Origin of the sequence: Azorhizobium caulinodans ORS 571 (assembly GCF_000010525.1) — a bacterium.
Lineage (GTDB): Bacteria > Pseudomonadota > Alphaproteobacteria > Rhizobiales > Xanthobacteraceae > Azorhizobium > Azorhizobium caulinodans.
The window spans coordinates 2,749,112-2,774,801 of sequence record NC_009937.1 but is presented as its reverse complement, the minus strand read 5'-3'; the positions used below and the strand labels follow the sequence as shown (position 1 = coordinate 2,774,801).

The window sequence follows — 25,690 nt, the reverse complement described above, 5'->3', positions numbered from 1 at the left end:
CCCTCAGGCCCGCAGGCGATAGAGCGAAACGTCGATCACACCGGCGCGGAAGCCCCCCTCGCAATAAGCGAGATAATACTCCCAGAGGCGCTTAAAGGTGGTGTCGAAGCCCATCTTCTCGATGGCCGGCCAGGCGGCAAGGAAGCGGCGGCGCCATTCGGCGAGCGTCATGGCATAGCTGAGGCCGAAACTCTCCACCTTCTCCAGCACGAGGCCCGCCGCCTTCGCCTGCGCGGCCATGATCTCCTTGGTCGGCAGCATGCCACCGGGAAAGATATAGTGCTGGATGAAGTCCGGATTGGCGCGGTAGCCCTCATAGCGCGGCTCGTCGATGGTGATGCCTTGCAGGACCGCGACGCCACCGGGCACGAGATGCTTCTTGATGGCTCCGAAATAGACCGGCCAGTATTGCTCGCCCACCGCCTCCAGCATCTCGATGGAGACGATGCGGTCGAACTGCCCCACCACATCGCGATAATCCTGAAGGCGCAGGTCCACGCGCTCGGCCATGCCCTCGCGCGCGATCCGCTCCTGGGCGAAGGCAAGCTGTTCCTTGGAGAGGGTCAGTCCGGTCACATGGGCACCCATGTGCGCGAGCTTGGAGGCGAGCGCGCCCCAGCCGCAGCCGATCTCAAGAATGCGGGTGCCCGCGGCACCGATATCGAGCCAGCTACCGATCCGGGCGAGCTTCGCGTCCTGTGCCTCCTCGAGGGAGAGCGTCGGCGGCTCGAAGATGGCGCTTGAATAGGTCATCGAGGGATCGAGCCAGAGGCGGTAGAAATCGTTGCCGAGATCGTAGTGGAAGGAGATGTTCTTCCGGCTGCCCTTCTTTGTGTTGGCGCGCCGGGCGTGGGTGAGGCGACGCGCGAGCCGCACCGGCCAGAAGCCGCTGAGCGCCGCCTCCAGCCGCTCGATATTGATGGCCGCAAGCTCGATGAGCGCCGCCGGATCGGAGCTGCTCCATTCCCCCGCCATATAGGCTTCGGCAAAGCCCACCTGCCCGCGCGCGGCGAAGCGGCGGAAGGTGCGCCAGTTGTGGAGAACGAGGGTTGCTTCCGGCCCCGGCGCGCGCATCGCGCTCTCGATCCGCCCGCCGGAGGGGAGAATCACCGTCAGCCGCCCACGGGACAGGCGCGACAGCAGGCGCTTCAGGATGAAGGGGCCGATGCCCCGCGCGGGGGCTTCACGCGACACGACGGCGCCGCGGTGTTCACTTTCTACCGACATTTTCCGCCAGAACCCTCATGTGTCGGAACGCGCAACCGTGACGGGGTGGACGGGCGGAGGGGGGCGGTGCCTCAACCCGATGCCCTTCAGAAAGATCTGAAGGGCTTCCCAATGGATGCCACCGATCACCTTAAGGGTCAGAAGCGGACAGGAAAAGAAGGCGTTGAGCAGCGCGTTGTCCGTCAGTTCAACCCGTGTGGATGCAAGCGTGGCGGAGAGGACGAGCCCCGAACGGTCCCGGGTCGCGATGCCGATGCCCACCCGGGCGCCCGGCGGCTGCACGCGGAACTGGTAGGTCAGGTCCATGTCCATGAAGGGCGAAACGAAGAAGCGCTTGTCCGTCCGCTGGCGAATGGTCGGCGCGAACGGATCGTCCGTCGGCAGCAGGTAGCTGTGCCGCTCGCCGAAGGTGTTGTTCACCTCATAGAGGATCGCAGCCAGACCCCCGTCGCGGCGGTAGCAGAAATAGACGCTGAGCGGATTGAAGGCATAGCCGAGGATGCGCGGCATGGTGAGCAGCCGGATCGGCCCGCCATCGAAGGCGATGCCGGCGGCCGCAAGATGCCGCTCCACCTGCACCCGCAGCGGCGTCCGCGATCCGTCGCCATAGTCCCGGTCGCGGAAGCCGAAGACGTTGAACCGGTTGCGCGAGAAGAGGCGCAGCCGCCCATCGAGCGCGTCGAGTTCGTCGAGGTCCAGCAGCAGCGAGAACATCTTGTAGCTGAGGCGATGGGCGCGGGGCCGCACCCGGTGGTGCACCACCGTGCCGGAATAGAGGGCCGAGGCCGGGGGCATCATTCGGCTGCCTCCAGTGCCGGCATGGCCGCTTCACGTGGCTGGAGGAAGATGCGGCCGGATTCGTTCGCCACGGTCCACGGCCGCCGCACGCCGCCGAGCGCCTCGGCCACGGCGAGGCCCGCCTGCAAGCCGTCCTCATGGAAGCCGGCCCCGAAATGGGCGCCGCAATACCAGGTGTTGTGCTGGCCCTGAATGGTCCAGAGCTGCTTCTGGGTCGCCATCGCCTCGGTGTTGAAGGTGGGATGGGTATAGGTCTCGCGGCGCAGCACGGTGCCGGCGCGCGGCTCGCGTGGCGGGTTGAGGGTCACGAAGAGGGGCTGGTCCATGGGCAGGCCCTGAAGACGATTCATCCAGTAGGTCACGGAGAGGCGCGCGCCGTCCCCATCCCGCTCCGACATGTAGTTCCAGGCAGACCACACGGCCTTGCGCTTTGGCATCAGAGACGTGTCCCGGTGCAGGATGGCCTCGTTGGTGGAATAGCGGAAGGCTCCGAGCAACTGGCGCTCGGTCAGCGTCGGGTCGGTGAGCAGGCGCAGCGCCTGGTCCGCATGGGTGGCGATGACCACGTGATCGAAGAAGGCGCGGTTGCCCGACTGGTCCGTCACGTCCACCAGACCGGAAACGCGGCGCACGCTGCGCACGGCGCACCCCACCCGCACCCGGTCGCCCAAGGGGGCGAGCAGGCGGCGGACATACTCCCGGCTGCCGCCGTCCACCGTCCGCCAGAGCGGCCGGTTGAGCACCTGAAGCAGACCGTGATTGATGCAGAAACGGATGAAGGCGGCCGCCGGATAGGCGCCGATCTCCGCCGCCGGCGTCGACCAGATGGCGGCGGCCATGGGATAGAGATGGTCGTCCCGGAAGGCGGCGCTGTAGCCCTCGGCGGCGAGATAGACGTCAAGGGGCGTATCCTCCAGCGCGGCCACCGCGGCCGGGGCCTCGCGATAGAAGCGCAGTAGGTCACGCAGCATGGTCCAGAAGCGCCCGCTCACCAGATTGGCGGGTTGGGCGAACAGCTTGCGCAGGCTGTCGCCGGAATATTCAAGCCGTCCCCGATCGAGGGAGACGCCCAGCGACATGTCCGACCATTTCGTGGGCACGTTCAGATGGGCGAAAAGGGCCGTGAGATTGGGATAGGCCGCCTCGTTATAGACGATGAAGCCGGTGTCCACGGGGCCGGCCGGCGTGTCCACAGTGTTGCTGTGCCCGCCGATGCGCCGGTCCGCCTCATAGAGTGTCACCTCGTGGCGCGAAGACAGCAGCCAGGCGGCTGACAGGCCGGAGATGCCGCTGCCGATGACGGCGATGCGCAGGGGGCGGTCGGCTCCGGGTGCACGCAGCGAACTCATTGATATGACCTTGTTTTGGAGAGCGGGCCTGCGCCGCCGGAGAAGCCGTCAGCTTGTCTGTTCCTACGTCAGCGTTCCAAAGCCGGATCACTTGCCCGCGCGCTGATCCAGATCACGCCACCCGCCGTAGAAAATTCGCGACACATGTAGCGCCGCAGGGCGCGGGAAGCGGAAGCGTGACAGGCGAAGACAAAGGCATCGTGAACGGGCGTCAGGTGCTCCATCACCCGAGCGACGAGACGCTGCTGGCCTATGCGGCGGGGCGGCTTGAGGTCGGACCGGCGGTGGTCACCCAGAGCCATCTGGCATTCTGCTCCCATTGCCGGGAGCGGCTGCGGGTCTTTGCAGCCGCAGGCGGCGCCCTTCTTGACGCCCTTCCGCCCACGGAAATGTCCGACGCTGCGCTCATCGAGACGCAGGCGCGCGCGGATGCCCCCGCCCCGCCGCCGCCCCGCAGCCGTCCGGCGCGCCGGCAGCCCGCGGACGTGGACCTGCCGTCCGTTCTCGGAGCTTATGATTTCGGGCGATGGCGCTGGCTCGGGCCGGGCGTGAAGGCCCGGCACATTCTGCTGCCGGGTCATCGCTTCACCGGCGCCCGGCTGCTGCGGATCGCGCCGGGCTCCAAGATTCCCGAGCATGGGCACACCGGCACAGAGTTCACGCAGGTGATCCACGGCTCCTTCTCGGACGGCCATCAGGATTACCGGCCGGGCGATTTCTGCGAGGCGGACAGCGCCCTCGACCATGAGCCGGTGGCCGGGCCCGAGGGCGACTGCATCTGCGTCGCTGCCATCGAGGGCAGCATGCGCTTCAGCGGCGTCATCGGCCGCCTCATGCAGCCCTTCGTGGGATTCTGACGATCGCGGCATCAAGAGGGAAACGGCCCGCATGACCTATCCCGTGCTCCTTCTGCTGCTGGCGGCGATCTTCACCCTCGCCATGTCGCTGGCCTGGGCGGTGGCGCAGGCAACGCGCCAGTCGGGCTGGATCGACAGCATCTGGTCCTTCACCCTCGGTGGGGCCGGGCTTTTCGCCGCCCTCGCCCCGATCTGGCCGGACGGCGGGACCACCCCGCGGCAATGGCTGGTGGCCGGCCTCGTGGCGCTCTGGGCGTTGCGGCTCGGCGGGCACATCGCCGGGCGCACCCGGGGCGGCGGGGATGATCCACGCTATGCGCATCTGCGCGCCCTGTGGGGGGATAAGGCGGCCAGCGAGCTATTCCTCTTTCTCCAGATCCAGGCGCTTAGCGGCTTTCTGCTCGCGCTTGCTGTGCTGGCCGCGGCCCGCAATCCGGCGCCGGGGATCAACGCAATGGACCTCGCCGGAGCCGTGCTGCTCGTCTCCTGCATCCTTGGCGAGGCGGTTTCCGACGCCCAACTGGCGCGCTTCCGGCGCGATCCGGCCAACCGGGGCAAGGTGTGCGACGTCGGCCTCTGGGGACTGTCGCGTCACCCCAACTATTTCTTCCAGTGGCTGGGCTGGTTCGGCTACGTGGTCATCGGACTTCAGGGGCTGAACGCTTATCCTTGGGGGCTCGTCACGCTGGTGGGGCCGGCCTTCATGTACGCCCTGCTGGTCCACCTTTCCGGCATTCCGCCTCTGGAAGCGCACATGATGCGCAGCCGCGGAGACGCCTTCCGGGCCTACCAGCAGCGGGTCAGCGCCTTCCTGCCCTGGCGCCCTCAGCCGAAGAAGGCCTTGTGAAGCGCCCGCGCGGCGAGGAAGCCGAGGGTGGAGGCGGATGCGGTGAGAACCGTGCCCCAGGTCAGATCGACGAGGGTGAGGACGAGCGGCCAGTTGCGCAGGGTTGCCTGATTGGTGAGATCATAAGTGGCATAGGCAAAGAAGCCGAAGGCAGCGCCGAAGATGAGTGCGGTGGTCCACTTGCCGTTGGCGAGGGCAGGAGACACGGCGAAGATCACCATCCCGGCCACATAGAGGAGATAGAAGGCGATCGCCGGGCCCATGCGGAAGCCGGGCAGAACCATGTCGCCCATCAGGGGTTTGTAGAAACGGTCGCCCATGGCGGTGAGCCAGACCGCGTCGATGACCAGGAACACAAGCGCCGTGCATACATAAGCGAGAAGATAGAGGGCCACGGCATTGTCTCCCGGATGCTGGGTTTCGGTGGTCTGCTACGGACGGGCACGGGCCACGGATCAGGTAAACCGGTTCCAGCACCTTCGGTCCGCCGGCGCGGACGGGCGGCTTTCGGGCCGGACATACAGCGAGGATCATGAGATGACGGCACAGCGCATTCGGCTTCTTTCCCCGCAGGGTCTCGGGCAGGTGGCGCTCGCGGTGCTGCCGGTGGTTGCCGCCTCCGTGCTTGGGCAGATCGCCACCTTCCCCAATCTGGCCCCCTGGTACGCGGGGCTGGTGAAGCCCGCGTTCAACCCGCCGAACTGGATCTTCGGCCCGGTTTGGACGACGCTCTATGTGCTGATGGCCTATGCGGCGTGGCGCATCCTGCGCCTGCCGGAGGCGACGCCCGGACGCTCGACGGCGCTAACGCTGTTCTTCCTCCAGCTCGTGCTCAACGCCGCCTGGTCGTGGATGTTCTTCTATCTCCACAGCCCGCTGCTGGGCGTCCTCAACATCGGCCCGCAGTGGCTGGTCATCCTCGCGACCATCGGCGCCTTCTGGCGGCTGGACCGGCTGGCGGGCGCCTGCCTCGTGCCGCTGGCCGCCTGGGTGGGGTTCGCCAGCGTGCTCAACTTCACCCTCTGGCAGCTGAACGGCTGAGGGCGCATCTCATTCCGCGGGCGCCGGCGCAAGCCGGCGGCGGCGCTCGCGACCCCGCAGGCGATCCAGCCAGAGATAGACGACGGGTGTCGAATAGAGGGTGAGCAACTGGCTCACCAGCAGCCCGCCGATGATCGAGATGCCGAGCGGCTGGCGTAGCTCGGCACCCGTGCCGGAGGCGAGCGCCAGTGGCAGGGCGCCGAAGACTGCCGCCAGCGTGGTCATCAGGATCGGGCGGAAGCGCTGGAGACAGGCTTCGCGGATGGCGGCGGCCGGCGGCAGGCCCTGCTGGCGCTCCGCTTCCAGCGCGAAGTCCACCATCATGATGGCATTCTTCTTCACGATGCCGATGAGCAGGATCACACCGATCAGCGCGATAAGGCTGAACTCGGTGTTGAAGGCGATCAGCGCCAGCACCGCGCCGAGTCCGGCGGAGGGCAAAGTGGAGAGGATGGTGATGGGGTGGATGAAGCTCTCATAGAGCACGCCCAGCACCACATAGACCGTCGCCAGCGCCAGCAGGATCAACAGCGGCTGGGAGGACAGCGACTGCTGGAACACCTTGGCCGTCCCCTGGAAGGTGCCGTGGACGCTGGCGGGCGTGCCGATCTCCACCATCGTGCGCTGGATGGAAGCCACCGCATCGCCGATGGTCTTGCCCTCCGGCAGGTTGAAGGAAATGGTCGCGGCGGCGAACAGGCCCTGATGGTTCACCGCCAGCGGCGCATTGCCCGGCCCGTAGGAGGCGAAAGCAGACAGCGGGATGGAGGGCGAGAAGCGGGTGCTCACCGCCGCGCCCGTGGAGGTGCCGGATTTCGTGGTGTTGGCGATGCGGTTCGTGCTGGCGTTGCGCACCGCATCGAGCGTCGTATCGGTCGTGCCCGTGGCGGCCGAGAGCGCGCTGGAGACCGTTGAGGTGATCTGGCTCGTGACCGATGCGGTGGCAAGGCTCCCCGCCAGCGCCGCGCCGCTGGTGGAGATGCGGATGTCGTCCAGCGTGCGCGGGTCCTGCCAGTAACGCGGCGCCACCTCCATGACCACGTGATACTGGTTCAGCGGCGCGTAGATGGTGGAGACCTGCCGCTGGCCGAAGGCGTCATAGAGCGTGTTGCTGATCTGGCTCATGGAGAGCCCCAGCCGGGCGGCGGTGTCCCGGTTGATGTCGAGCTGCATCTCCAGCCCCTTTTCCTGCGTGTCCGAATTCACGTCCACGAGGTCGGGGTTGCGCTTGAGAGCTTCCGTGATCTTGGGCGTCCATTCGCGCAGCAGGGCGAGATCGTCGCTCTGGAGCGTGAACTGGTACTGGGCATTGGACTGGCGCCCGCCCGCCCGCACGTCCTGCATGGCCTGAAGGAACATGGTGGCGCCGGGGACGGACGACAGGCGACCGCGCAGCCGGGCGATGACCTGATCGGCGGAGGCGTCCCGTTCCTCCTTGGGCTTCAGCGAGACGAAGACGAAGGCGGAATTGGTCTGCCCGCCGCCGGTATAGCCCACCACACTGTCCACGGCCGGATCGGACTTGATGATCTCCACGAAGCGCATGAGCTTCTGGCGCATGAGCTGGAAAGAGATGCTCTGGTCCGCCTGCGCGCCGCCCACCAGCATGCCGGTGTCCTGCTGCGGGAAGAACCCCTTGGGCACGACGGAGAAGAGGTGGACGTTGAGCGCCACCACGCCGCCGAGCAGCAGCAGGATGAAGAGACGGTGCGCCAGCGCCCAGTCGAGGGAGCGCGCATAGCCGGCGAGGATGCCCTTGAACACGCGTTCCGCCGCACGGCCCAGCCGGTTGCCCGGCCGCTCTGCCCGGTGCGGGCGCAGCAGATAGGCGCACATCATGGGCGTGGTGGTCAGCGACACCACCATGGAGACGAGGATCGCCACCGAGATGGTGACGGAGAATTCCCGGAAGAAGCGGCCGACGATGCCGCCCATGAGCAGCAGCGGAATGAAGACGGCGATGAGCGAGATGCTCATGGAGAGCACGGTGAAGCCCACCTCCCGCGCCCCCGCCAGCGCCGCCTCGAGGCGCGACTTGCCCGCCTCCATGTGGCGGATGACGTTCTCCACCACCACGATGGCGTCATCCACCACGAAGCCGGTGGCGATGGTGAGCGCCATGAGGGAGAAATTGTCGAGGCTGTAGCCCAGCAGATACATGGCCGAGAAGGTGCCGAGCAGCGACACCGGCACCGCCACGCTGGGGATGAGCGCCGCCCGCGCATCCCGCAGGAAGGCGAAGACGACGACCACCACCAGAATGACGGCGATGAGGAGGGCATGTTCCACGTCCGCCACCGAGGCGCGGATGGTGGCGGTGCGGTCCTGCGCGATGGCGAGCGTGATGTCGGCGGGGATCGAGGCCCGCAACTCCGGCATCAGGTCCTTCACCCGGTCGATGGTCTCGATGATGTTCGCGCCGGGCTCGCGGGAGATGAGGATGAGTACCGAGGGCTTGCCATTGGCGAGCCCCTCGTTGCGGATGTTCTCCACCGAGTCCTCGACCGTCGCGACATCCGAAATGCGCACGGGCGCATTGTTGCGATAGGCAATGATGAGGGAGCGGTAGGCGTCCGCCTTGGAGGCCTGGTCGTTGGTATAGATCTGCCAGCGCTGGCCTTTGGACTCGATGGCGCCCTTGGGGGAATTCGCATTGGCGGCGGCGAGCGCCGCGCGCACGTCCTCAAGCCCGATGCCGTATTGCGACAGGGCGCTCGGATTGATTTCCACCCGCACCGCCGGCAGGGAACTGCCGCCGATGGTCACCTGCCCCACGCCCTTCACCTGCGAGAGCTTCTGCTGGAGCACCGTGGCGGCACTGTCATAGAGCTGGCCGCGGCTCAGCGTGTCCGAGGTGAGCGACAGGATCATCACAGGCGCGTCCGCCGGGTTGACCTTGCGATAGGTCGGATTGCTGCGCAGGGCCGCCGGCAGGTCCGCACGGGCGGCGTTGATGGCAGCCTGCACGTCGCGTGCGGCACCGTCGATGTCGCGGCTGAGGCCGAACTGGAGCGTGATGCGGGTCTGGCCGAGCGTGCTGTTGGAGGTGATCTCGCTCACGTCGGCGATCTGGCCGAGATGGCGCTCCAGCGGCGTCGCCACCGTGGAGGCCATGGTGTCCGGGCTCGCGCCCGGCATGGAGGCGCTCACCTGGATGGTCGGGATGTCCACCTGCGGCAGCGGCGCCACCGGCAGGTTGAAATAGGCGAGCAGCCCGGACAGGCCAAGGCCGATGGTCAGCAGCGTGGTGGCAACCGACCGTCGGATGAAGGGCGCCGAAATGTTCACGGCAGCGCCTCTTCCGGCGCGCGGCCGGTCCAGCGGGCGAGGCGCCGGGCGGCGCGCTCGAACATCAGATAGATGACCGGCGTGGTGAACAGGGTGAGGATCTGGCTCGCCACGAGACCGCCGATGATGCAGATGCCGAGCGGCGACCGCAGCTCCGAGCCCGCGCCCTGTCCCAACACCAGCGGCAGGGCGCCGAGGATGGCCGCCATGGTGGTCATCAGGATCGGCCGGAAGCGCAGCAGGCAGGCCTGATAGATGGCTTCCTCCGGCGCCATGCCCTGGTTGCGCTCCGCATCGAGGGCGAAGTCGATCATCATGATCGCGTTCTTCTTCACGATGCCGATGAGCAGGATGATGCCGATGATGCCGATGACATCCAGCTCCCCGCCGGTCGCCATCAGCGCCAGCAGCGCGCCGACGCTGGCGGAGGGCAGGGTGGAGAGGATGGTGATGGGGTGGATGTAGCTCTCATAGAGCACGCCCAGCACCACATAGACCGTCACCAGCGCCGCAAGGATCAGCAGGAGCTGGTTTGACAGCGCCCCCTGGAAGGCCAGCGCCGCGCCCTGGAAGGCGGTGGTGATGCTGGCCGGCAAGCCGATGCCGCGCTCCACCTCCTTCACGATCTCCACCGCCTCGCCCAGCGCCACGCCGGGCGCGAGGTTGAAGGAGACGGTGACGGCGGGAAACTGGCTCAGATGGGCGATCTGGAGCGGCGCCGTGCGCTCGGTGATGGTGGCGATGGCCGAGAGCGGCACCTGCCCGCCGGCGGAGGAGGGCACATGAACATTCTCCAGCGACTTCAAATTGGCCTGGAGCGCCGGGTCCGCCTCGAGGATCACGCGATACTGGTTGGTCTGCGTGAAGATGGTGGAGATGATGCGCTGCCCGAAGGCGTCATAGAGCGCATTGTCGAGCGTCGCCGTGGTGATGCCGAAGCGCGCGGCGGTGTCGCGGTCGAGGGTGATGTCAACCGCGAGGCCCTTGTCCAGAAGGTTGCTGGAAACGTCCTGCAACTCGGGCCGCGCGGCGAGGGCGTCCACGAGCTTGGGCACCCACTGGGAGAGCTCCTGCGGATTGGTATCCGAGAGGATGAACTGGTACTGGCCCCGCGCGACCGTGGCATCCACGGTAAGATCCTGCACCGGCTGCATGTAGAGCGAGATGCCGCGCACGTTGGCGACGCGCGCGTTCAGCTCGCGGATCACGTCGAGCACGCCCATGTCCCGGTCGTCGCGGGGTTTCAGCGCGATCTGGAGCCGGCCGCTGTTCAGCGTGGTGTTGGTGCCGTCGGCACCGATGAAGGAGGTGACGTTCTCGACGTTCGGATCCTTCAGCAGTTCCGTCACCAGCGCCTGCTGGCGCTCGGCCATGGCGGAGAAGGAAATGGACTGGGAGGCTTCGGTCACGCCCTGGATGAGCCCCGTGTCCTGCACCGGGAAGAAGCCCTTGGGGATGACCACGTAGAGCGCCACCGTCAGGGCGAGCGTGCCGAGGGCGACCATCAGGGTCGTGATCTGGTGGCGCAGCACCACCTTCAGCATCCGGCCATAGGCGGCGATCAGCCGGTCGAACCAGCCGATGCGCCGGGAGGCCTCGGCGGGGCGGTGGGGCGCCGCCTTCAGCATGCGCGCGCACAGCATGGGCACGAGGGTGAGCGAGACCACCGCCGAGATGAGGATGGTGACGGACAGGGTGATCGCGAATTCGCGGAACAGGCGGCCGATCACGTCCGCCATGAACAGCAGCGGGATCAGCACCGCGATCAGCGAGACGGTGAGCGAGACGATGGTGAAGCCGATCTGCGCCGAGCCCTTCAGCGCCGCTTCATAGGGCTCCATCCCCTCTTCCACATAGCGGGCGATGTTCTCGATCATCACGATCGCATCGTCCACCACGAAGCCGGTGGCGATGGTGAGAGCCATCAGCGAAAGATTGTTGAGGCTGAAGCCCGCCAGATACATGACCGCGAACGTGCCGACGATGGAGAGCGGCACGGACAGGCTCGGGATGACGGTCGCCGGCAGGTTGCGCAGGAAGAGGAAGATCACCAGCACCACGAGGGCCACGGCGAACACCAGCTCGATCTCCGTATCGAGCACGGAGGCGCGGATGGTGGTGGTGCGGTCGGTGAGGATGTCCACCTGAACGGCGGAGGGCAGGTTGGCGGTGAGTTCCGGCAGGATCGCCTTGATCTCGTTCACCACCGCGATGACGTTGGCGCCCGGCTGGCGCTGGATGTTGAGGATGATGGCCGGCGTCGTGTTCATCCAGGCGGCGAGCTTGTCGTTTTCCGCTCCGTCGATCACCTCGGCCACCTGCGACAGCCGGACCGGCGCGCCCTTGCGATAGGCGATGACGAGGTCGCGATAGACGGCCGGGTCCTTGATCTGGTCGTTGGCCGTCACCGAATAGGCGCGCATCGGCCCGTCGAAATTGCCCTTGGGGCTGTTGACGTTGGCGTTGGAAATGCTGGTGCGCAGATCGTCGATGTTGAGGCCGTAGGCGGCGAGCGCCGAGAGATTGGCGCGAATGCGCACCGCCGGCCGCTGACCGCCGCCGAGGCTGACGAGACCGACGCCCTGGATCTGCGAAAGCTTCTGCGCCACCCGCGTGTCGGCGATGTCCTCCAGCGCCGTCGGGCTCAGGGTCTTCGACGTGACCGCAAGGGTGAGGATCGGTGCGTCGGCCGGATTGACCTTGGCATAGATGGGCGGGGCGGGCAGGTCACTCGGCAGCAGGTTGCCGGCGGCATTGATGGCCGCCTGCACCTCCTGCTCGGCCACGTCCAGCGTCAGGTCGAGACCGAACTGGAGCGTGATGATGGAGGCGCCGGCGGAGCTGACCGAACTCATCTGCTTGAGGTTCGCCATCTGGCCGAGCTGGCGCTCCAGCGGCGCCGTCACGGCCGAGGTCATCACCTCCGGGCTGGCACCGGGATAGAAGGTGCGCACCGCAATGGTGGGATAGTCCACCTCCGGCAGCGCCGAGAGCGGCAGGAAGCGGAAGGCGAGCGCGCCCACCAGCAGCACCGCCGCCATAAGCAGCGATGTGGCGACGGGGCGCTCGATGAAGGGACGGGACGGGTTCACGGCGTCGGTGCCTGCGACCGGCGCGGCTGGCCGTTGCCGGGCGCGCCCGGTGCGCCGGAGGGGCCCTGACCGGCCGCGGCGTTGGGGCCTCCGGGCCGGCGTCCGGGCTGGCCCGGCGTCTGGCCGGCGTCCGGCTCGGTCACCTGCGCGCCTTCACGCAGCTTGTCGGCGCCGTCGACCACCACCTTGTCGCCAGGATTGAGCCCTTCAAGGACGGCAATTTTGTCGCCGGCCGAGGGGCCGAGCTTCACCTTGTGCACGCTCACCGTCTGATCGGCGCCGACCACATAGACATAAGGCCCCGGCGCGCCGCGCTGGACGGCGGCGGAGGGCACGATGACCGCGCCGTCCATGGTGTTCACCAGAAGGTCCACATTCACGAACTGGTTCGGGAAGAGGCTGCCGTCGTCGTTCGGAAACTGCGCCTTCAGCTTCACCGTGCCCGTGGTGGTGTCCACCTGGTTGTCGATGGTGATGAGCTGGCCGGTGGCGATCTTGGCGCGCCGGTTGCGGTCATAGACGGTGACCGGCAGGTCGGCCTTGGCCTCGAGGCGCCGGGCCACCTGCGGCACCACGTCTTCGGGCAGGGAGAAGACCACCGTGATGGGCTTCAACTGCGTGATGACCACAATGCCGGTGCTGTCGCCCGCCTGCACGTAATTGCCGACGTCCACCTGCCGGATGCCGAGGCGGCCGGAGACGGGCGCGACGATGTGGCAGTATTCGAGATTGAGTTCGGCCGTGCGCACCTGAGCCTGGTCCATCTGGACCGTGCCCTGATACTGGGCGACGAGGGCTTCCTGCGTATCCACCGACTGCTGCGACGCGGCGGATTTGGCCACCAGCGTCTGGTAGCGGGTCAAATCGAGCTGCGCATTGCGCAGCTGGGCCTGATCGCGGGCGAGCTGGCCCTGCGCCTGCTTCAGCGCCGCCTCATAGGGGCGCGGGTCCACCTCGGCCAGCGGATCACCAGCCTTCACATCCTGGCCTTCCTGAAAGCTGATCTTGGTCAGTCGGCCCGAAATCTGGCTGCGCACCGTTACCGTGGTGAGCGGCGTCACGGTGCCCAGCGCGGTGAGCGTGACCGGGAGCGAACCTTTCTCCACCGTCGCGGTGGCGACCGGCACGGGACCGTTGAAGGCGCGTCGCATGCCCGGTCCCGCCTGCTGCTGCGGGCGGATCAGCCAGCCGGCGCCGACCAGAGCCACCAGAGCCGCGCAGATGAGCAGCGACCAGGGAAACCGGCGCTTCTTGCGCGCGGGAACCTCGGGCAGGTCAAGCTGGACGGGCTCGCCCTTGGGATCGCGGAAGGGCTCGTTCATTTGGGTCGCTTCTTCTGTTCGGGGCCGGTTTCGCCTGAGGGAATCCAGCGTGCGAGACGTTCGCGGCCTTCCGGTGACATTGCGATGGCCGCTTTCACCAGAGCGCTGTGAATTTCGATCCAGATGCGCTCGCGCGCCTCGCGCAGGGCACCGAGCGCCTGCGTCGCAGCGTCAGGATCGAAGGTCGGCGCGGTCAGGGCGACGCGCACGTTCTGCTGGGCATCGCGGGAGGCCTGCCGTGCGCGCTCGACGGTGGCCTCCACCGCCCTGAACTGCGTCTGCAACAGGGCGGCATCCTGCGGCGGCAGGCTGTTCGTCAGCCGGTCGATGCGGGCCTCCAGCGTGCGGTCCGCGGGTGTCGGCGGCGGCCGGGTGAAGCCGTGCGAGGCCACGGACACCAGCCCGCCGATGAAGAAGACGTTCAGCGCCAGCGAGGCGATGAGCAGCCAGCGCCGCGCGCGCCCGGCGGAGGCGGATGGGGGCACGTCGGTCAAAATCCGTTCTCCGTGATGGGATCTGGCTCGAACAGCAGCGCGCTCACGTCGGCCGCATTGGCGCGGGTGGCGCCGAGGCCGTAGGAGAGGCCGAGGTCCGTCAGGTTGGCGCCCAGCACGAAGCCGAGCAGGGCCATGCCGGTGAGGGCGGCGACGCCGGGCCACGCGGGGCGCAGGTCCACCGCCGCCAGCCAGCCGACCACGCGGCGGGCGAGGGACACCCGCTGCTCGGGCAGCGGCATCACGGCCAGCCGGGCGGCGACCTTGCCGCCGAGCGCCATGTCGGCGGGCGTGAGGTCGCCGCCGAGGGCGGCCCGCAGGTTCGCGTCGAAGCGCCAGGCCTCCTCGAACGCGGCCCGGAAGGCGGGATCGGCGGCGCAGGCCGCCTCCATCTGCGCCCGCACTTCGGCCGGCCAGAGCGCCAATTCGCCGCCATGGCGAGCGAAGGCGAGGTCGATGGCGTCGAGCGGCGGGGCGCTCGGGTTCTGGCGTGTCGTCATGATCTATTTCCCCCCTTCGCGCGGCTGGAGACGGTCGCGCAGCGCCTTGCGGGCGCGCACGAGCAGCGTCTCGACACTGCCCACGGTGGTGCCGAGGGCATCAGCCACGGCGCTGTTGGAAAGGCCTTCCCAATAGGTGAGGAGCAGCGCGGCGCGCTGCCGGTCCGGAAGGTGCGAGACGGCGTCGGCGATCCGGTCCCGTTCCTGGGCTTCCTCCCAGCGGGCTTCGGCGTCGGGGGTCGGATCGACGGGCTCGGGCACGTCGTCGAGCGGCGCGGGCTCGGCGCGACGCTTCTGGTTGAGGCAGAGATTGACGACGATCCGGTAGAACCAGGTGGTGAAACGGGCGGTCGGCTGCCAGCTCGGCGCGGCGCGCCAGACGCGCAGCAGGGCTTCCTGCGCGACATCCTCGGCGTCGGCATCGCTGGACAGGTAGCGCCGGGCGAGCGCGACGGCGCGCGGCGCGTGGCGCGCGCTGAGAACGCGGAACGCGCCCGCATCTCCGGAAGCAACGCGGGCCATGAGATCTTCGTCGCTCGGCTCACGCATCCCGGAACTCGACGCCATGTCGGGAAGCACAATGACACCATGGTGCATTCCTCCTCAATCCCACCCCTTGGTTTCGCAGGCGTCTGAACTGCGCCTTCGAGGGGTTTAACCCGGCTGCCGCCGAAACCCTGCGCTACGTCATGCGGTCACGGGTGCGTGATGGCGGACATTTCCGCGCAGGGTTGCGCACGCGCGGGGGTTCAAACCCGTTGAACCTATGAGGGCCTTACGATGCGGCGGTGGATGTGGGCGGTGTTGGCGTTGGCGGCCGCAGGCGGGGCGGCGGCCTGGTGGCATGGAGTGCCGGGCATGTCCCCGGCGGTCGCCGCAAAGCCGATCCCCGCCGCCATTCCCGTGGTGGTCGCCGCGGCCGTGCCCAAGGACGTGCCGGTCTATGCCACCGGCATCGGCGCCGCCCAGGCCTACAATTCGGTCACCGTGAAGGTGCGCGTGGACGGCGAACTGCAGAAGGTGCTGTTCAAGGAGGGGCAGGATGTAAAGGCGGGCGAGGTGCTCGCCGAGATCGATCCGCGCACCTATCAGGCTGCGCTTGCACAGGCGAAGGCCACGAAGGCCAAGGACGAGGCCCAGCTCGCCAATGCGAAGCTCGACCTCGACCGCTATGCCTCGCTGGTGGAAAAGAACGCCACCTCCCGCCAGACGCTCGACACGCAGAAGGCGCTGGTCGCGCAATATGAGGCGGCCGTACAGGGCGATCAGGCGGCCATCGACAATGCCACCGTCCAGCTCGGCTACACCACCATCCGCGCGCCCATCGATGGGCGGACGGGCGTGCGGCAGGTGGATCAGGGCAACATCGTCCATGCCACAGACACCACCGGGCTCGTGGTCATCAGCCAGCTCAAGCCCATGTCGGTGATCTTCGCGCTGCCGCAGGAGCGTCTCGACGAGGTGGCGGCGGCCATGGCGCGCGGTCCGGTAGAGGTGATCGCCTACAAGCGCGACGGCGTGACCGAGGTGGGCGAGGGCAAGGTCGAGCTCATCGACAACACCATCAATGCCGACACCGGCACGCTGCGCCTCAAGGCCACCTTCCCCAATGATAATCTGACCCTGTGGCCCGGTGCCTTCGTGAACGTGAAGGTGCTGGTGAACACGCTGAAGGACGAGATCACCATCCCGTCCCGCGCCGTCCAGCGCGGCCCGGCCGGGCCTTACGTGTTCGTCATCGGCGCGGACAATGTGGCCCAGAAGCGCGATATCGCCGTCGTCTCGATGGCGGGGGAGACCGCCGTCATCAAGAGCGGGCTCAAGCCCGGCGAGCAGGTGGTGATCGACGGCCAGTCCCGCCTCACCCCCGGTGCCAAGGTGGCGGTGCGCTCCGGCAAGACGGACGGCGGCGCCGTTCCTGCCGCCAGCATCGAGACGGGTGAGAAGGGCGCATGAGCATCTCCACCCCCTTCATCCGGCGTCCCATCGCCACCACGCTGCTCATGGTGGCGCTGGTTCTGGTGGGCGTCGTCGCCTATCCGCTGTTGCCCGTGGCCCCTCTGCCGCAGGTGGACTTCCCCACCATCCAGGTCTCCGCCAGCCTGCCGGGCGCCAGTCCCGAGACCATGGCCTCGTCCGTCGCCACCCCGCTGGAGCGCCAGTTCGCCCAGATCGCCGGCGTGACGCAGATGACCTCGTCGAGCGCGCTCGGCGTCGCCTCCATCACCATCCAGTTCGATCTCAACCGCAACATCGATGCGGCCGCGCAGGACGTGCAGGCGGCCATCACCGCCGCCTCGGGCCAGTTGCCCGACAATCTGCCGAGTCCGCCCACCTTCCGAAAGGTCAATCCGGCGGATTCGCCCATCCTGATCCTGTCGGTGCAGTCGGATCTCTATCCGATCACCAAAGTGGACGACATCGCCGACACCATCCTCGCCCAGCAGATCAGCCAGATCCCCGGCATCGCGCAGGTGGCGATCACCGGCGAGCAGAAGCCGGCGGTGCGGGTGCAGGTGGACCCCTCCAAGCTCGCCGCCCTCGGCATGAGCCTTGAGGATGTGCGCACGGTGCTGGCCAATGCGACGGTGGACCAGCCCAAGGGCAGCTTCGACGGGCCCTCGCAGAGCTTCACCATCTATGCGGACGACCAGTTGCTGGCCTCCCAGCCCTGGAACGACGTGGTCATCGCCTACAAGAGCGGCGCGCCCGTGCGCATCCGCGACATCGGCCGGGCGGTGGACGGGCCGGAGAATGCGCGTCTCGCCTCGTGGCAGAACGGGCGGCGCGGCATCCAGCTCATCGTCTTCAAGCAGCCGGGTGCCAATGTGATAGACGCGGTGGACCGGGTGCGGGCGATGATCCCGCGCCTCGAAGCCTCGCTGCCGCCGGGCATTGACGTGCGCATCATCACCGACCGCACGCAGACCATCCGCGCCTCGGTGGACGATGTGCAGTTCACCATGATGCTGACCATCGGCCTCGTGGTGGCGGTGATATTCGCCTTCCTGCGCAGCGTCTGGGCGACCATCATTCCCAGCATCACCGTGCCGCTGGCGCTCATCGGCACCTTCGCGGTGATGTATCTCTTGGGTTACAGCCTCGACAATCTCTCCCTCATGGGCCTCACCATCGCGGTGGGCTTCGTCGTGGACGATGCCATCGTGATGCTGGAGAACATCTACCGCCACATCGAGGAGGGCATGGCGCCCTTCGAAGCCGCCATCAAGGGCGCGGCGGAGATCGGCTTCACCATCATCTCCATCAGCGTCTCGCTGATCGCGGTCTTCATTCCCATCCTGCTCATGGGCGGCATCGTCGGCCGCCTTTTGCGCGAATTCGCCATGACGGTGACGATCACCATCCTCGTCTCCGTCGTGGTGTCGCTGACGCTCACCCCGATGATGTGCTCGCGCTTCCTCAAGAACGAGCATGGGGTGAAGCACGGCCGGGCCTATATGGCGGCGGAAGCCTTCTTCGACGGCATGCTGGCGCTCTATGACCGCGGCCTGAAATGGGTGCTGCGCCACCAGACGATCACGCTGCTCGGCCTGCTCGCCACCGTCATCGCCACGGGCGCCATCTATGTGGCGATCCCGAAGGGCTTCTTCCCGCAGCAGGACACCGGCTTCATCGGCGGCTTCGCGGAAGCGGCGCAGGATATCTCCTTCGCGGCCATGTCCGAGAAGCAGCAGCAGCTGATGGCCATCGTCGCGAAGGACCCGGCGGTCTCCAGCGTCTCGGTCTCTGTGGGCGCCACCGGCGGCTCCCAGACGGTGAACACCGGCCGCATGTGGATCAACCTCAAGCCGCAGGACGAGCGGGACGCCAGCGCCACCCAGGTCATCAACCGCCTGCGGCCGCAGACAGCGCAGGTTCCGGGCATCCAGCTCTATCTGCAGGCGGCGCAGGACATCAATGTCGGCGGTCGGGCTTCCCGCACGCAATACCAGTACACGCTGCAGGATTCGAACCTCGAGGAACTGAACAGCTGGGCGCCGCGCATGCTCGCCAAGCTGAAGACCCTCCCGCAGCTTCAGGACGTGGCGACCGACCAGCAGGCTTCGGCGCCCATCGTTTCGCTGACCATCGACCGCGACACGGCGGCCCGCTTCGGCATCCAGCCGCAGGTGATCGACAACACGCTCTATGACGCCTTCGGTCAGCGGCAGGTGGCGCAGTATTTCACCCAGCTCTCGCAGTATCACGTGGTGCTGGAAGTGGAGCCCGGCCTCCAGCAGGACTCGCTGGCGCTGGAGAAGATCTATGTGAAGTCGCCCATCACCGGGGACATGATCCCGCTCTCCACCTTCGTGAAGGTGGACACCAGCAAGACCTCCTATCTCTCCATCAGCCACCAGGGCCAGTTCCCGGCGGTGACGCTGAGCTTCAACCTTGCCCCCGGTGCCGCGCTGGGCGACGCGGTGACGGCTATCCAGCAGGCGGAGCGGGAGATGGGCAAGCCCGTCACCCTCATCACCAACTTCCAGGGCACGGCGCAGGCCTTCCAGGATTCCCTGCGCACCCAGCCCTACCTCATCGCGGCGGCGGTCATCGCGGTCTACATCATCCTCGGCGTGCTCTATGAGAGCTTCATCCACCCGCTCACCATTCTCTCGACGCTGCCGTCGGCGGGTCTCGGCGCGCTGCTGACGCTCTATCTGACGGGGCAGGATCTCAGCGTCATCGGCCTCATCGGCATCCTGCTGCTGATCGGCATCGTGAAGAAGAACGCCATCATGATGATCGACTTCGCGCTCCAGAAGGAACGCGAGGAGGGGATGGCGCCCGAGCGGTCTATCTATGAGGCGTGTCTGACCCGCTTCCGGCCGATCATGATGACCACCATGGCGGCGCTCCTGGGCGGCGTGCCGCTCATGCTCGGCACCGGGACGGGATCGGAACTGCGCCAGCCGCTGGGCTATGCCATCGTCGGTGGTCTCGCGGTGAGCCAGATCCTGACGCTCTACACGACGCCAGTGGTCTACCTCGCCATGGGCCGGGTGAGCCGGGCCATCGACAGGCTTCGGGGCAAGGGTGGGGCAGCCACGCCGCACCCCGACACCCACGTGCCGACGCCTGCCGAGTGAGGGTCCGCAGCGGAAGGCTCAAAACGTTTTGAGTCTTGCGCCGCGCGGGTTTGCGCGCGGGGAAATGGCGCCTCGGGCCTAGAGACGGATTCACCGAGCACATTGAACCGCCAGCGTTTCAATGTGCTCGGTGAATCCGTCTCTAGCCAATAAGTTAGAGGGCGATTCACCAGCCAGATGGGACCGCGTTGCGGTCCCATCTGGCTGGATCGCGCTCTAGCGGAGCGCCGCCCCGGTGATTAGGTTCGCCGGGACGGATCGCTCAAGCCAGGAGGCACCCCCATGGCCATCCAAGCCACCCTCAACGCCCGCGTCGGCGAGGTGACGGAACGTATCGTCCAACGCAGCAGCGGTCCCCGCCAGCGCTATCTCGACCGTATCGCCGCCGCCGGGGCCGAGGGGCCGCGCCGTCGGGCGCTCGGCTGCGCCAACCAGGCACACGGCTTTGCCGCCTGCGGTCCGGCCGACAAGGCAGAGCTTCGCGCGGGTGATGGCGCGAACCTCGCCATCGTCACCGCCTATAACGACATGCTGAGCGCCCATCAGCCCTATGAGCGCTATCCTGACCTCATCCGCGCGGCCGCCCGTGAGGCCGGCGGCGTGGCGCAGGTGGCGGGCGGCGTGCCGGCCATGTGCGATGGCATCACGCAGGGCGAGGCGGGCATGGAGCTTTCGCTCTTCTCCCGCGAGGTGATCGCCCTCTCCACCGCCGTCGCCCTGTCGCACCAGACCTATGATTCCGCCGTCTTCCTTGGCATCTGCGACAAGATTGTGCCCGGCCTGGTCATCGGCGCGCTCTCCTTCGGCCATCTGCCCACCGTCTTCCTGCCGAGCGGCCCCATGACCTCGGGCCTGCCCAATGACGAGAAGACGCGGGTGCGCCAGCTCTTCGCCGAGGGCAAGGTGGGGCGCGATGCGCTGCTGGAGGCCGAGTCCCAGTCCTATCACGGTCCGGGCACCTGCACCTTCTACGGCACCGCCAACACCAACCAGATGATGATGGAGATCATGGGCGTGCACCTGCCCGGCGCCTCCTTCATCAATCCCAACACCCCCTTGCGCGATGCCGTGACCCGCGAGGGCGTGAAGCGGGCGCTGGCCATCACCGCGCTCGGGAACCACTACACCCCGCTCGGCCGCATTCTGGATGAGCGCGCCTTTGTGAACGCGGTGGTCGGTCTGCACGCCACCGGCGGCTCCACCAATCACACGCTGCACCTCGTCGCCATGGCGGCGGCGGCGGGCATCACGCTGACCTGGGACGATTTCTCCGATCTCGCCGAGGTGGTGCCGCTGCTCGCCCGCGTCTATCCGAACGGCAAGGCGGACGTGAACCATTTCCACGCCGCCGGCGGCATGGGCTTCGTGATCCGCGAACTGCTCTCCGAAGGCCTGCTGCACGAGAATGTGGAGACCGTCTGGGGCACGGGTCTCTCCGGGTACACTTCGGAGCCGGCGCTGAACGAGGCCGGCCAGCTCACCTGGACCGACGGCGCCACCGCCACGGGCGACGAGGCGGTGCTGCGGCCCGTGGCCAAGCCCTTCCAGCCCACCGGCGGCCTCAAGGTGCTCGACGGCAATCTCGGCCGGGCGGTGAGCAAGACCTCCGCCGTCGCGCCCGAGCGCCACGTCATCGAGGCGCCCGCCCGCGTCTTCCACTCGCAGGAGGAGCTTCAGGCCGCCTTCAAGGCCGGCAGCCTCACGGGTGATTTCGTGGCGGTGGTGCGCTTCCAGGGGCCGAAGGCCAACGGCATGCCGGAACTGCACAAGCTGATGCCGCCGCTCGGCGTGCTGCAGGATCGCGGGCAGAAGGTGGCGCTCGTCACTGACGGGCGCATGTCGGGCGCCTCCGGCAAGGTGCCGTCCGCCATCCATGTAACGCCGGAAGCCGCCAATGGCGGCGCCATCGCCAAGATCAAGGATGGCGACATCGTCCGCTTCGATGGCGTGAACGGCCATCTGACCGTGCTGGTGGACGAGGCCGAATGGGCCGCCCGTCCGCTCGCTGAGCAGGACCTTTCCGGTTCGCATGTGGGCGTGGGGCGCGAACTGTTCGCCCCGCTCCGTGCCGCCGTCGGCAGCGCCGAGCACGGCGCCACCATCTTCGACCGCACGGCGGCCTGACCGGCCTTTTGCACGTGGGCTGCGGTGTCCGCATCGCTGCCCGCGTGGCATGGTTTGGTGGCCTGCGGGGCCGTCGTCGTGGAGAAACGTATGCGTGCTGCGCTCTGGCTGGCGGTCCTGCTGTCGACACCCGTATTGATGCCTTCGGCTTTTGGCCAGCCGGTGACCCCGCCTGCCGCCACGAGCCGTGCCTGGGCGCAGGACCCCTCCACCGGCTGCCGCTTCATGGTGCCCAAGTCCCTGACAGCCGGGCCGACCTTCTGGATCGGCACGTGCAAGGACGGGCTTGCCACGGGCCTCGGCATGCTGCGCCGGCGGGATGGGGCAGCACCCCGTCCCGCCTTCTATGGCGAGATGCAGGCCGGCGTGCCGAAGATCGGGGCGATCGATTTCGACGGCGGCTATCAGGTGGGACCGTTCAGGGACGGCGACATCGGGCAGGGGGAGATCGAGCCCAATGACCGCATCACGGGTTTCACCGTCGCTTCGAAGGCGGCGCTGGCGGTGAGCGCCAGCTACAAGGCGCAGAACAACGCCGCTTCCGCCCGCCACTATGAGGGCGTCGCGAAGACGCTGGCGTTGCAGGCGGATTTCTGAGCCGGGTAGGGAAGCGATGCGCGGATTCCGGATCCTTGCCCTGTGCAGCTCGCTTCTCGGCACGGGCTTCCCGTCGCTCGCCATAGCGCAGGGGCGGAGCGCCGCGGAACTGGCGGGATTGCCGGCGGACGTGCGGACCTTCATCCAGCGGCGGGACGGCTGCGATCATTTTCGCGGCGAGGAAGCGACCGACCCGGAGCGCGCGACATTCCTCGCCGCCCAGTTGAAGAAGCTGTGCACCGGCACCGATGCCCAACTCGCCCGTCTGCGCAAATCCTATGCGGCCAACCCTGTGGTGATCCGCGCGCTTGCCGACTACGAGCCGAACATCGAGTAGCCCGAGGTCGGCCCGCTTGCGCAGCGGCGGTCAGTGTGACGCCTCTCCCGTGTGAAGGACTCCGAAGGCTTCGTCGGCGATGACCTGTTCCTCATCGGTCGGGATGACGAATATTCCGACGCGGCTGTCCGGCGTGCTGATGCGGGTCGCATTGGCGGCATTGGCGGCCGGATCGAGCTTCACGCCGAGCCAGGTCAGATGCGCGCAGACGGCGGAGCGGACCTCCGGCTGATGTTCGCCAATGCCGGCAGTGAAGACCAGCGTATCGAGCCCGCCGCCGCTGGTCGCCAGCGCGGTGGCCTCGCGGGCAATGCGGAAGGCGAAGACCGCCAGCGCCTCGCGTGCCTCGGGGGCCGGGTTGCCGATGAGATCGCGGCTGTCCGCGCTGATGCCGGACAGGCCGAGGAGGCCCGAGCGGTAATAGACCATGTCCTGCACCTCGGCGACGCTCTGTCCGCCCTGCGTCAGCAGATGCAGCAGGACGCCGGGGTCGAGCGCGCCGCAGCGGGTCGCCATGGGAATGCCGTCGAGGGTGGAAAAGCCCATGCTGCTGTCGAGGCTGAGGCCGCCCTTCAGCACGCAGAGGCTCGCTCCGCTGCCGAGATGCGCCGCCACCACATGACCTTTCGCCGCCTCCGGCGCGACGCGGGCGAGGGCCGAGGCGATGTATTTGTAGGACAAACCGTGGAAGCCGTAGCGCTTGATGCCGGCGTCGAACAGCGCGCGGGGAATGGCGAAACGGCGCGCCACATCCGGCTGGGTCCGGTGGAAGGCGGTGTCGAAGGAGGCGACCTGCGGCAGGTCGGGCCGCAGATGGCTGATGGCCTTGATGAGCCGCACGCTGTGGGGCTGGTGAAGGGGGGCGAGCGGCACGACATCGGCGATGGCGCCCGCCACCTCCGGCGTGATGCGCACCGGCCCGCTGAACCGGTCGCCGCCATGAACCACGCGATGGCCCACGGCCGTCAGCTCGGCCACCTCGAAATGGTGCGCAAGCCAGGAGAGCGTTTCCTCGATGACCTCATGCAGGTCATCGGTCACCTGGGCCTTCAGCGGGATCTCGGCCGTGCTGCGGCCTTCCACGATGTTCAGCACCAGCGGCTTGTGCCGCAGGTCGATGACGCCCTTGCCGATGCGGCGGACGGCCTCCGGGCTCGCATCGAAGAGGCCCAGCTTGATCGTGGAGGAGCCGGGATTGAAGGTGAGCAGGATGTGTCGGCTCATGCGGGCACCGCCACCGCATGGCCACCGGCGATGGACAGCTTGGCGAGCGCCACCGAGGCGAGGCGTACCCGCAGCGAATCCGCCCGGCTGGTGAGGATGATGGGCACGCGCGCCCCGAGCACGAGGCCGGCGGCATCGGCGCCGGCGAGATAGATCATCTGCTTGGCGAGGAGGTTGCCCGCCTCGAGGTTCGGCACCAGCAGGATGTCCGCCTGCCCGGCGACGGGCGAGACGATCTCCTTGATGCGCGCGGCGGCGAAGCTGACCGCATTGTCGAAGGCGAGCGGCCCGTCCACCTTGGCGCCGGTGATCTGGCCGCGCTGCGCCATCATGCTGAGAGCGGCGGCGTCCAGCGTCGCGGGCATGTCGGGGTTGACCGTCTCCACGGCGGCCAGCACGGCCACGAGGGGTTCCGCCACGCCGAGGCGGTGCAGGAGGTCGATGGCGTTCTGGCAGATGTCGCGCTTCTGCGCGAGGGTGGGGGCGATGTTGATCGCCGCGTCCGTCACGATCAGCGATTTGGGATAGGTGGGCACATCGAGCGCATAGACGTGGCTGATGCGACGCTCGGTCCTGAGGCCGGAGCCGGAGGCGACGACGGCGCCGAGGATCTCGTCCGTGTGCAGGCTGCCCTTCATGAGCGCCGACACGGTACCTGCGGCGGCAAGTTCCACGCCCCGCGCGGCCGCCGCATGGCTGTGGGCGGCCGGTTCGATGCGCAGGCCATCCAGCGATATGCCGGCGGCTTCCGCCGTTGACCGGATCTTGGCCTCAGGGCCGATGAGGACGGGATCGATCAGGCCTTCGTCTCTGGCTTCGATCGCCGCCTGAAGGGCTTCGGCGCTGCACGGATGGACGACGCCCACCGTCATGGTCGGCAGATTGCGGGCCCGGGTGATGAAGGCCTCGTAATGGGTCTGCGGACGCACCGAGATTTCCGGCACCGCCATGCGGGGCAGGCGCAGCTTCTCGGTGGGGGCGATGACCGTCGCCGTGCCGGTGAGCACGTCTGTCCCGTCCTGATTGGTGCAGCGGGTTTCCAGAATGACGATCTTCTTCTCCGGCCGCTTCTCTGCCACCTTGACCATGGCGGTGATCAGGTCGCCGGGCGAGACGGGGCGGCGGAAGCGCAGGTCCTGCTCCAGATAGATGGTGCCGGGGCCGGGCAGTTCGGTGCCCAGCACGCTTGAGACCAGCGCGCCCGTCCACATGCCGTGGGCCACCACGTGCCCGAAGATGGCGGTGGCGGCGTAAGCCGGGTCCATATGCGCCGGGTTCACATCGCCGGAGACGGCGGCGAACAGCTTGATGTCCTCCTCGCTGACCGCCCGCGTGATGCAGGCACTGTCGCCGATGGCGAGTTCGTCGAACGTGCGGTTCTGGAGGAATTCGGTCGTCATGGGATCGCTTATCCGCCTGTTTCCGGAAGCCGCGCCGGCGCGCGGCGACGTATGCAACATGCGTTGAGGCGCGACCTTCCGCCTTGAGCGAAGGCAATTTCAT

20 protein-coding genes are annotated in these 25,690 nt (G+C 67.7%); 8 read left to right on the top strand and 12 right to left on the bottom strand.

Annotation, left to right across the window (positions count from 1 at the left end):
• Nucleotides 1–3: 3 nt before the first annotated feature.
• From AZC_RS12620 to AZC_RS12610, 3 genes are read right to left on the bottom strand one after another with little or no spacing between them, the layout of a single operon-like run.
• Nucleotides 4–1,194, bottom strand: a complete 1,191-nt coding sequence (locus AZC_RS12620; RefSeq protein ID WP_244421712.1) for an SAM-dependent methyltransferase — start codon at nucleotides 1,192–1,194, stop codon at nucleotides 4–6.
• Nucleotides 1,195–1,242: 48 nt separating this feature from the next.
• Nucleotides 1,243–2,025 carry a DUF1365 domain-containing protein gene (locus tag AZC_RS12615; protein ID WP_012170963.1) on the bottom strand — a complete coding sequence of 261 codons (783 nt, stop codon included), beginning with the start codon at nucleotides 2,023–2,025 and terminating at the stop codon, nucleotides 1,243–1,245.
• Complete coding sequence (locus tag AZC_RS12610) at nucleotides 2,022–3,374, bottom strand: NAD(P)/FAD-dependent oxidoreductase (protein ID WP_012170962.1); 1,353 nt, start codon at nucleotides 3,372–3,374, stop codon at nucleotides 2,022–2,024. The genes AZC_RS12615 and AZC_RS12610 overlap by 4 nt, the downstream gene beginning before the upstream one ends.
• Nucleotides 3,375–3,550: 176 nt before the next feature.
• On the opposite strand from AZC_RS12610, the gene AZC_RS12605 reads away from it, so the two are divergent.
• Both AZC_RS12605 and AZC_RS12600 read left to right on the top strand, forming a co-directional pair.
• Nucleotides 3,551–4,231 (top strand): ChrR family anti-sigma-E factor, encoded by a 681-nt coding sequence (locus AZC_RS12605; protein ID WP_244421711.1) that lies wholly within the window; start codon nucleotides 3,551–3,553, stop codon nucleotides 4,229–4,231.
• Nucleotides 4,232–4,262: 31 nt separating this feature from the next.
• A complete protein-coding gene (locus AZC_RS12600; RefSeq protein WP_012170960.1) occupies nucleotides 4,263–5,078 on the top strand; it encodes a DUF1295 domain-containing protein in 816 nt (271 codons plus the stop codon).
• On the opposite strand, the gene AZC_RS12595 is transcribed toward AZC_RS12600, so the two are convergent.
• Nucleotides 5,057–5,473, bottom strand: a complete 417-nt coding sequence (locus AZC_RS12595; RefSeq protein ID WP_012170959.1) for a DUF2177 family protein — start codon at nucleotides 5,471–5,473, stop codon at nucleotides 5,057–5,059. The two genes, AZC_RS12600 and AZC_RS12595, sit on opposite strands and share 22 nt — an antisense overlap.
• Before the next feature lie 142 nt (nucleotides 5,474–5,615).
• On the opposite strand from AZC_RS12595, the gene AZC_RS12590 reads away from it, so the two are divergent.
• A complete protein-coding gene (locus tag AZC_RS12590) occupies nucleotides 5,616–6,119 on the top strand; it encodes a TspO/MBR family protein (protein ID WP_043879300.1) in 504 nt (167 codons plus the stop codon).
• A 9-nt stretch (nucleotides 6,120–6,128) separates the two neighbouring features.
• Here AZC_RS12590 and AZC_RS12585 read toward each other — a convergent pair whose 3' ends face one another.
• From AZC_RS12585 to AZC_RS12560, 6 genes are read right to left on the bottom strand one after another with little or no spacing between them, the layout of a single operon-like run.
• Nucleotides 6,129–9,407, bottom strand: coding sequence for an efflux RND transporter permease subunit (locus tag AZC_RS12585; RefSeq protein ID WP_012170957.1), 3,279 nt, complete (start codon nucleotides 9,405–9,407; stop codon nucleotides 6,129–6,131).
• Complete coding sequence (locus AZC_RS12580) at nucleotides 9,404–12,499, bottom strand: MdtB/MuxB family multidrug efflux RND transporter permease subunit (RefSeq protein WP_012170956.1); 3,096 nt, start codon at nucleotides 12,497–12,499, stop codon at nucleotides 9,404–9,406. The genes AZC_RS12585 and AZC_RS12580 overlap by 4 nt, the downstream gene beginning before the upstream one ends.
• Complete coding sequence (locus AZC_RS12575) at nucleotides 12,496–13,821, bottom strand: MdtA/MuxA family multidrug efflux RND transporter periplasmic adaptor subunit (protein WP_012170955.1); 1,326 nt, start codon at nucleotides 13,819–13,821, stop codon at nucleotides 12,496–12,498. The genes AZC_RS12580 and AZC_RS12575 overlap by 4 nt, the downstream gene beginning before the upstream one ends.
• On the bottom strand, nucleotides 13,818–14,306 hold the full coding sequence (locus AZC_RS25710; RefSeq protein WP_244421855.1) for a periplasmic heavy metal sensor: 489 nt from the start codon (nucleotides 14,304–14,306) through the stop codon (nucleotides 13,818–13,820). Before AZC_RS25710 ends, AZC_RS12575 begins: the two co-directional genes overlap by 4 nt.
• Nucleotides 14,307–14,311: 5 nt before the next feature.
• The gene (locus AZC_RS25705; protein ID WP_043879299.1) at nucleotides 14,312–14,815 is read right to left on the bottom strand and encodes a hypothetical protein; all 504 of its coding nucleotides are present in this window, start codon (nucleotides 14,813–14,815) and stop codon (nucleotides 14,312–14,314) included.
• A gap of 3 nt (nucleotides 14,816–14,818) precedes the next feature.
• Entirely contained in the window at nucleotides 14,819–15,412 is a 594-nt protein-coding gene (locus AZC_RS12560; protein ID WP_244421710.1) for a sigma-70 family RNA polymerase sigma factor, read from the bottom strand.
• Nucleotides 15,413–15,673: 261 nt separating this feature from the next.
• Here AZC_RS12560 and AZC_RS12555 point away from each other — a divergent pair, with 261 nt between their 5' ends.
• The 5 genes from AZC_RS12555 to AZC_RS12535 all read left to right on the top strand — a co-directional run bounded on the left by AZC_RS12555 (nucleotide 15,674) and on the right by AZC_RS12535 (nucleotide 22,963).
• Nucleotides 15,674–16,771, top strand: a complete 1,098-nt coding sequence (locus tag AZC_RS12555; protein ID WP_070097006.1) for an efflux RND transporter periplasmic adaptor subunit — start codon at nucleotides 15,674–15,676, stop codon at nucleotides 16,769–16,771.
• Nucleotides 16,768–19,905, top strand: coding sequence for a multidrug efflux RND transporter permease subunit (locus tag AZC_RS12550; protein ID WP_012170951.1), 3,138 nt, complete (start codon nucleotides 16,768–16,770; stop codon nucleotides 19,903–19,905). The genes AZC_RS12555 and AZC_RS12550 overlap by 4 nt, the downstream gene beginning before the upstream one ends.
• Before the next feature lie 282 nt (nucleotides 19,906–20,187).
• A complete protein-coding gene (gene edd, locus AZC_RS12545) occupies nucleotides 20,188–22,029 on the top strand; it encodes a phosphogluconate dehydratase (protein WP_012170950.1) in 1,842 nt (613 codons plus the stop codon).
• 90 nt (nucleotides 22,030–22,119) lie between these two features.
• Nucleotides 22,120–22,626, top strand: a complete 507-nt coding sequence (locus AZC_RS12540; protein ID WP_052285922.1) for a hypothetical protein — start codon at nucleotides 22,120–22,122, stop codon at nucleotides 22,624–22,626.
• 16 nt (nucleotides 22,627–22,642) lie between these two features.
• Nucleotides 22,643–22,963 carry a hypothetical protein gene (locus AZC_RS12535; protein WP_052285921.1) on the top strand — a complete coding sequence of 107 codons (321 nt, stop codon included), beginning with the start codon at nucleotides 22,643–22,645 and terminating at the stop codon, nucleotides 22,961–22,963.
• Between the two features lie 30 nt (nucleotides 22,964–22,993).
• Here the strand turns inward: AZC_RS12535 and AZC_RS12530 are convergent, their stop codons facing one another.
• Together AZC_RS12530 and AZC_RS12525 are read right to left on the bottom strand one after the other, a co-directional pair.
• A complete protein-coding gene (locus AZC_RS12530) occupies nucleotides 22,994–24,187 on the bottom strand; it encodes an acetate/propionate family kinase (RefSeq protein ID WP_012170947.1) in 1,194 nt (397 codons plus the stop codon).
• Nucleotides 24,184–25,587 carry a bifunctional enoyl-CoA hydratase/phosphate acetyltransferase gene (locus AZC_RS12525; RefSeq protein WP_012170946.1) on the bottom strand — a complete coding sequence of 468 codons (1,404 nt, stop codon included), beginning with the start codon at nucleotides 25,585–25,587 and terminating at the stop codon, nucleotides 24,184–24,186. The genes AZC_RS12530 and AZC_RS12525 overlap by 4 nt, the downstream gene beginning before the upstream one ends.
• Nucleotides 25,588–25,690 lie beyond the last annotated feature (103 nt).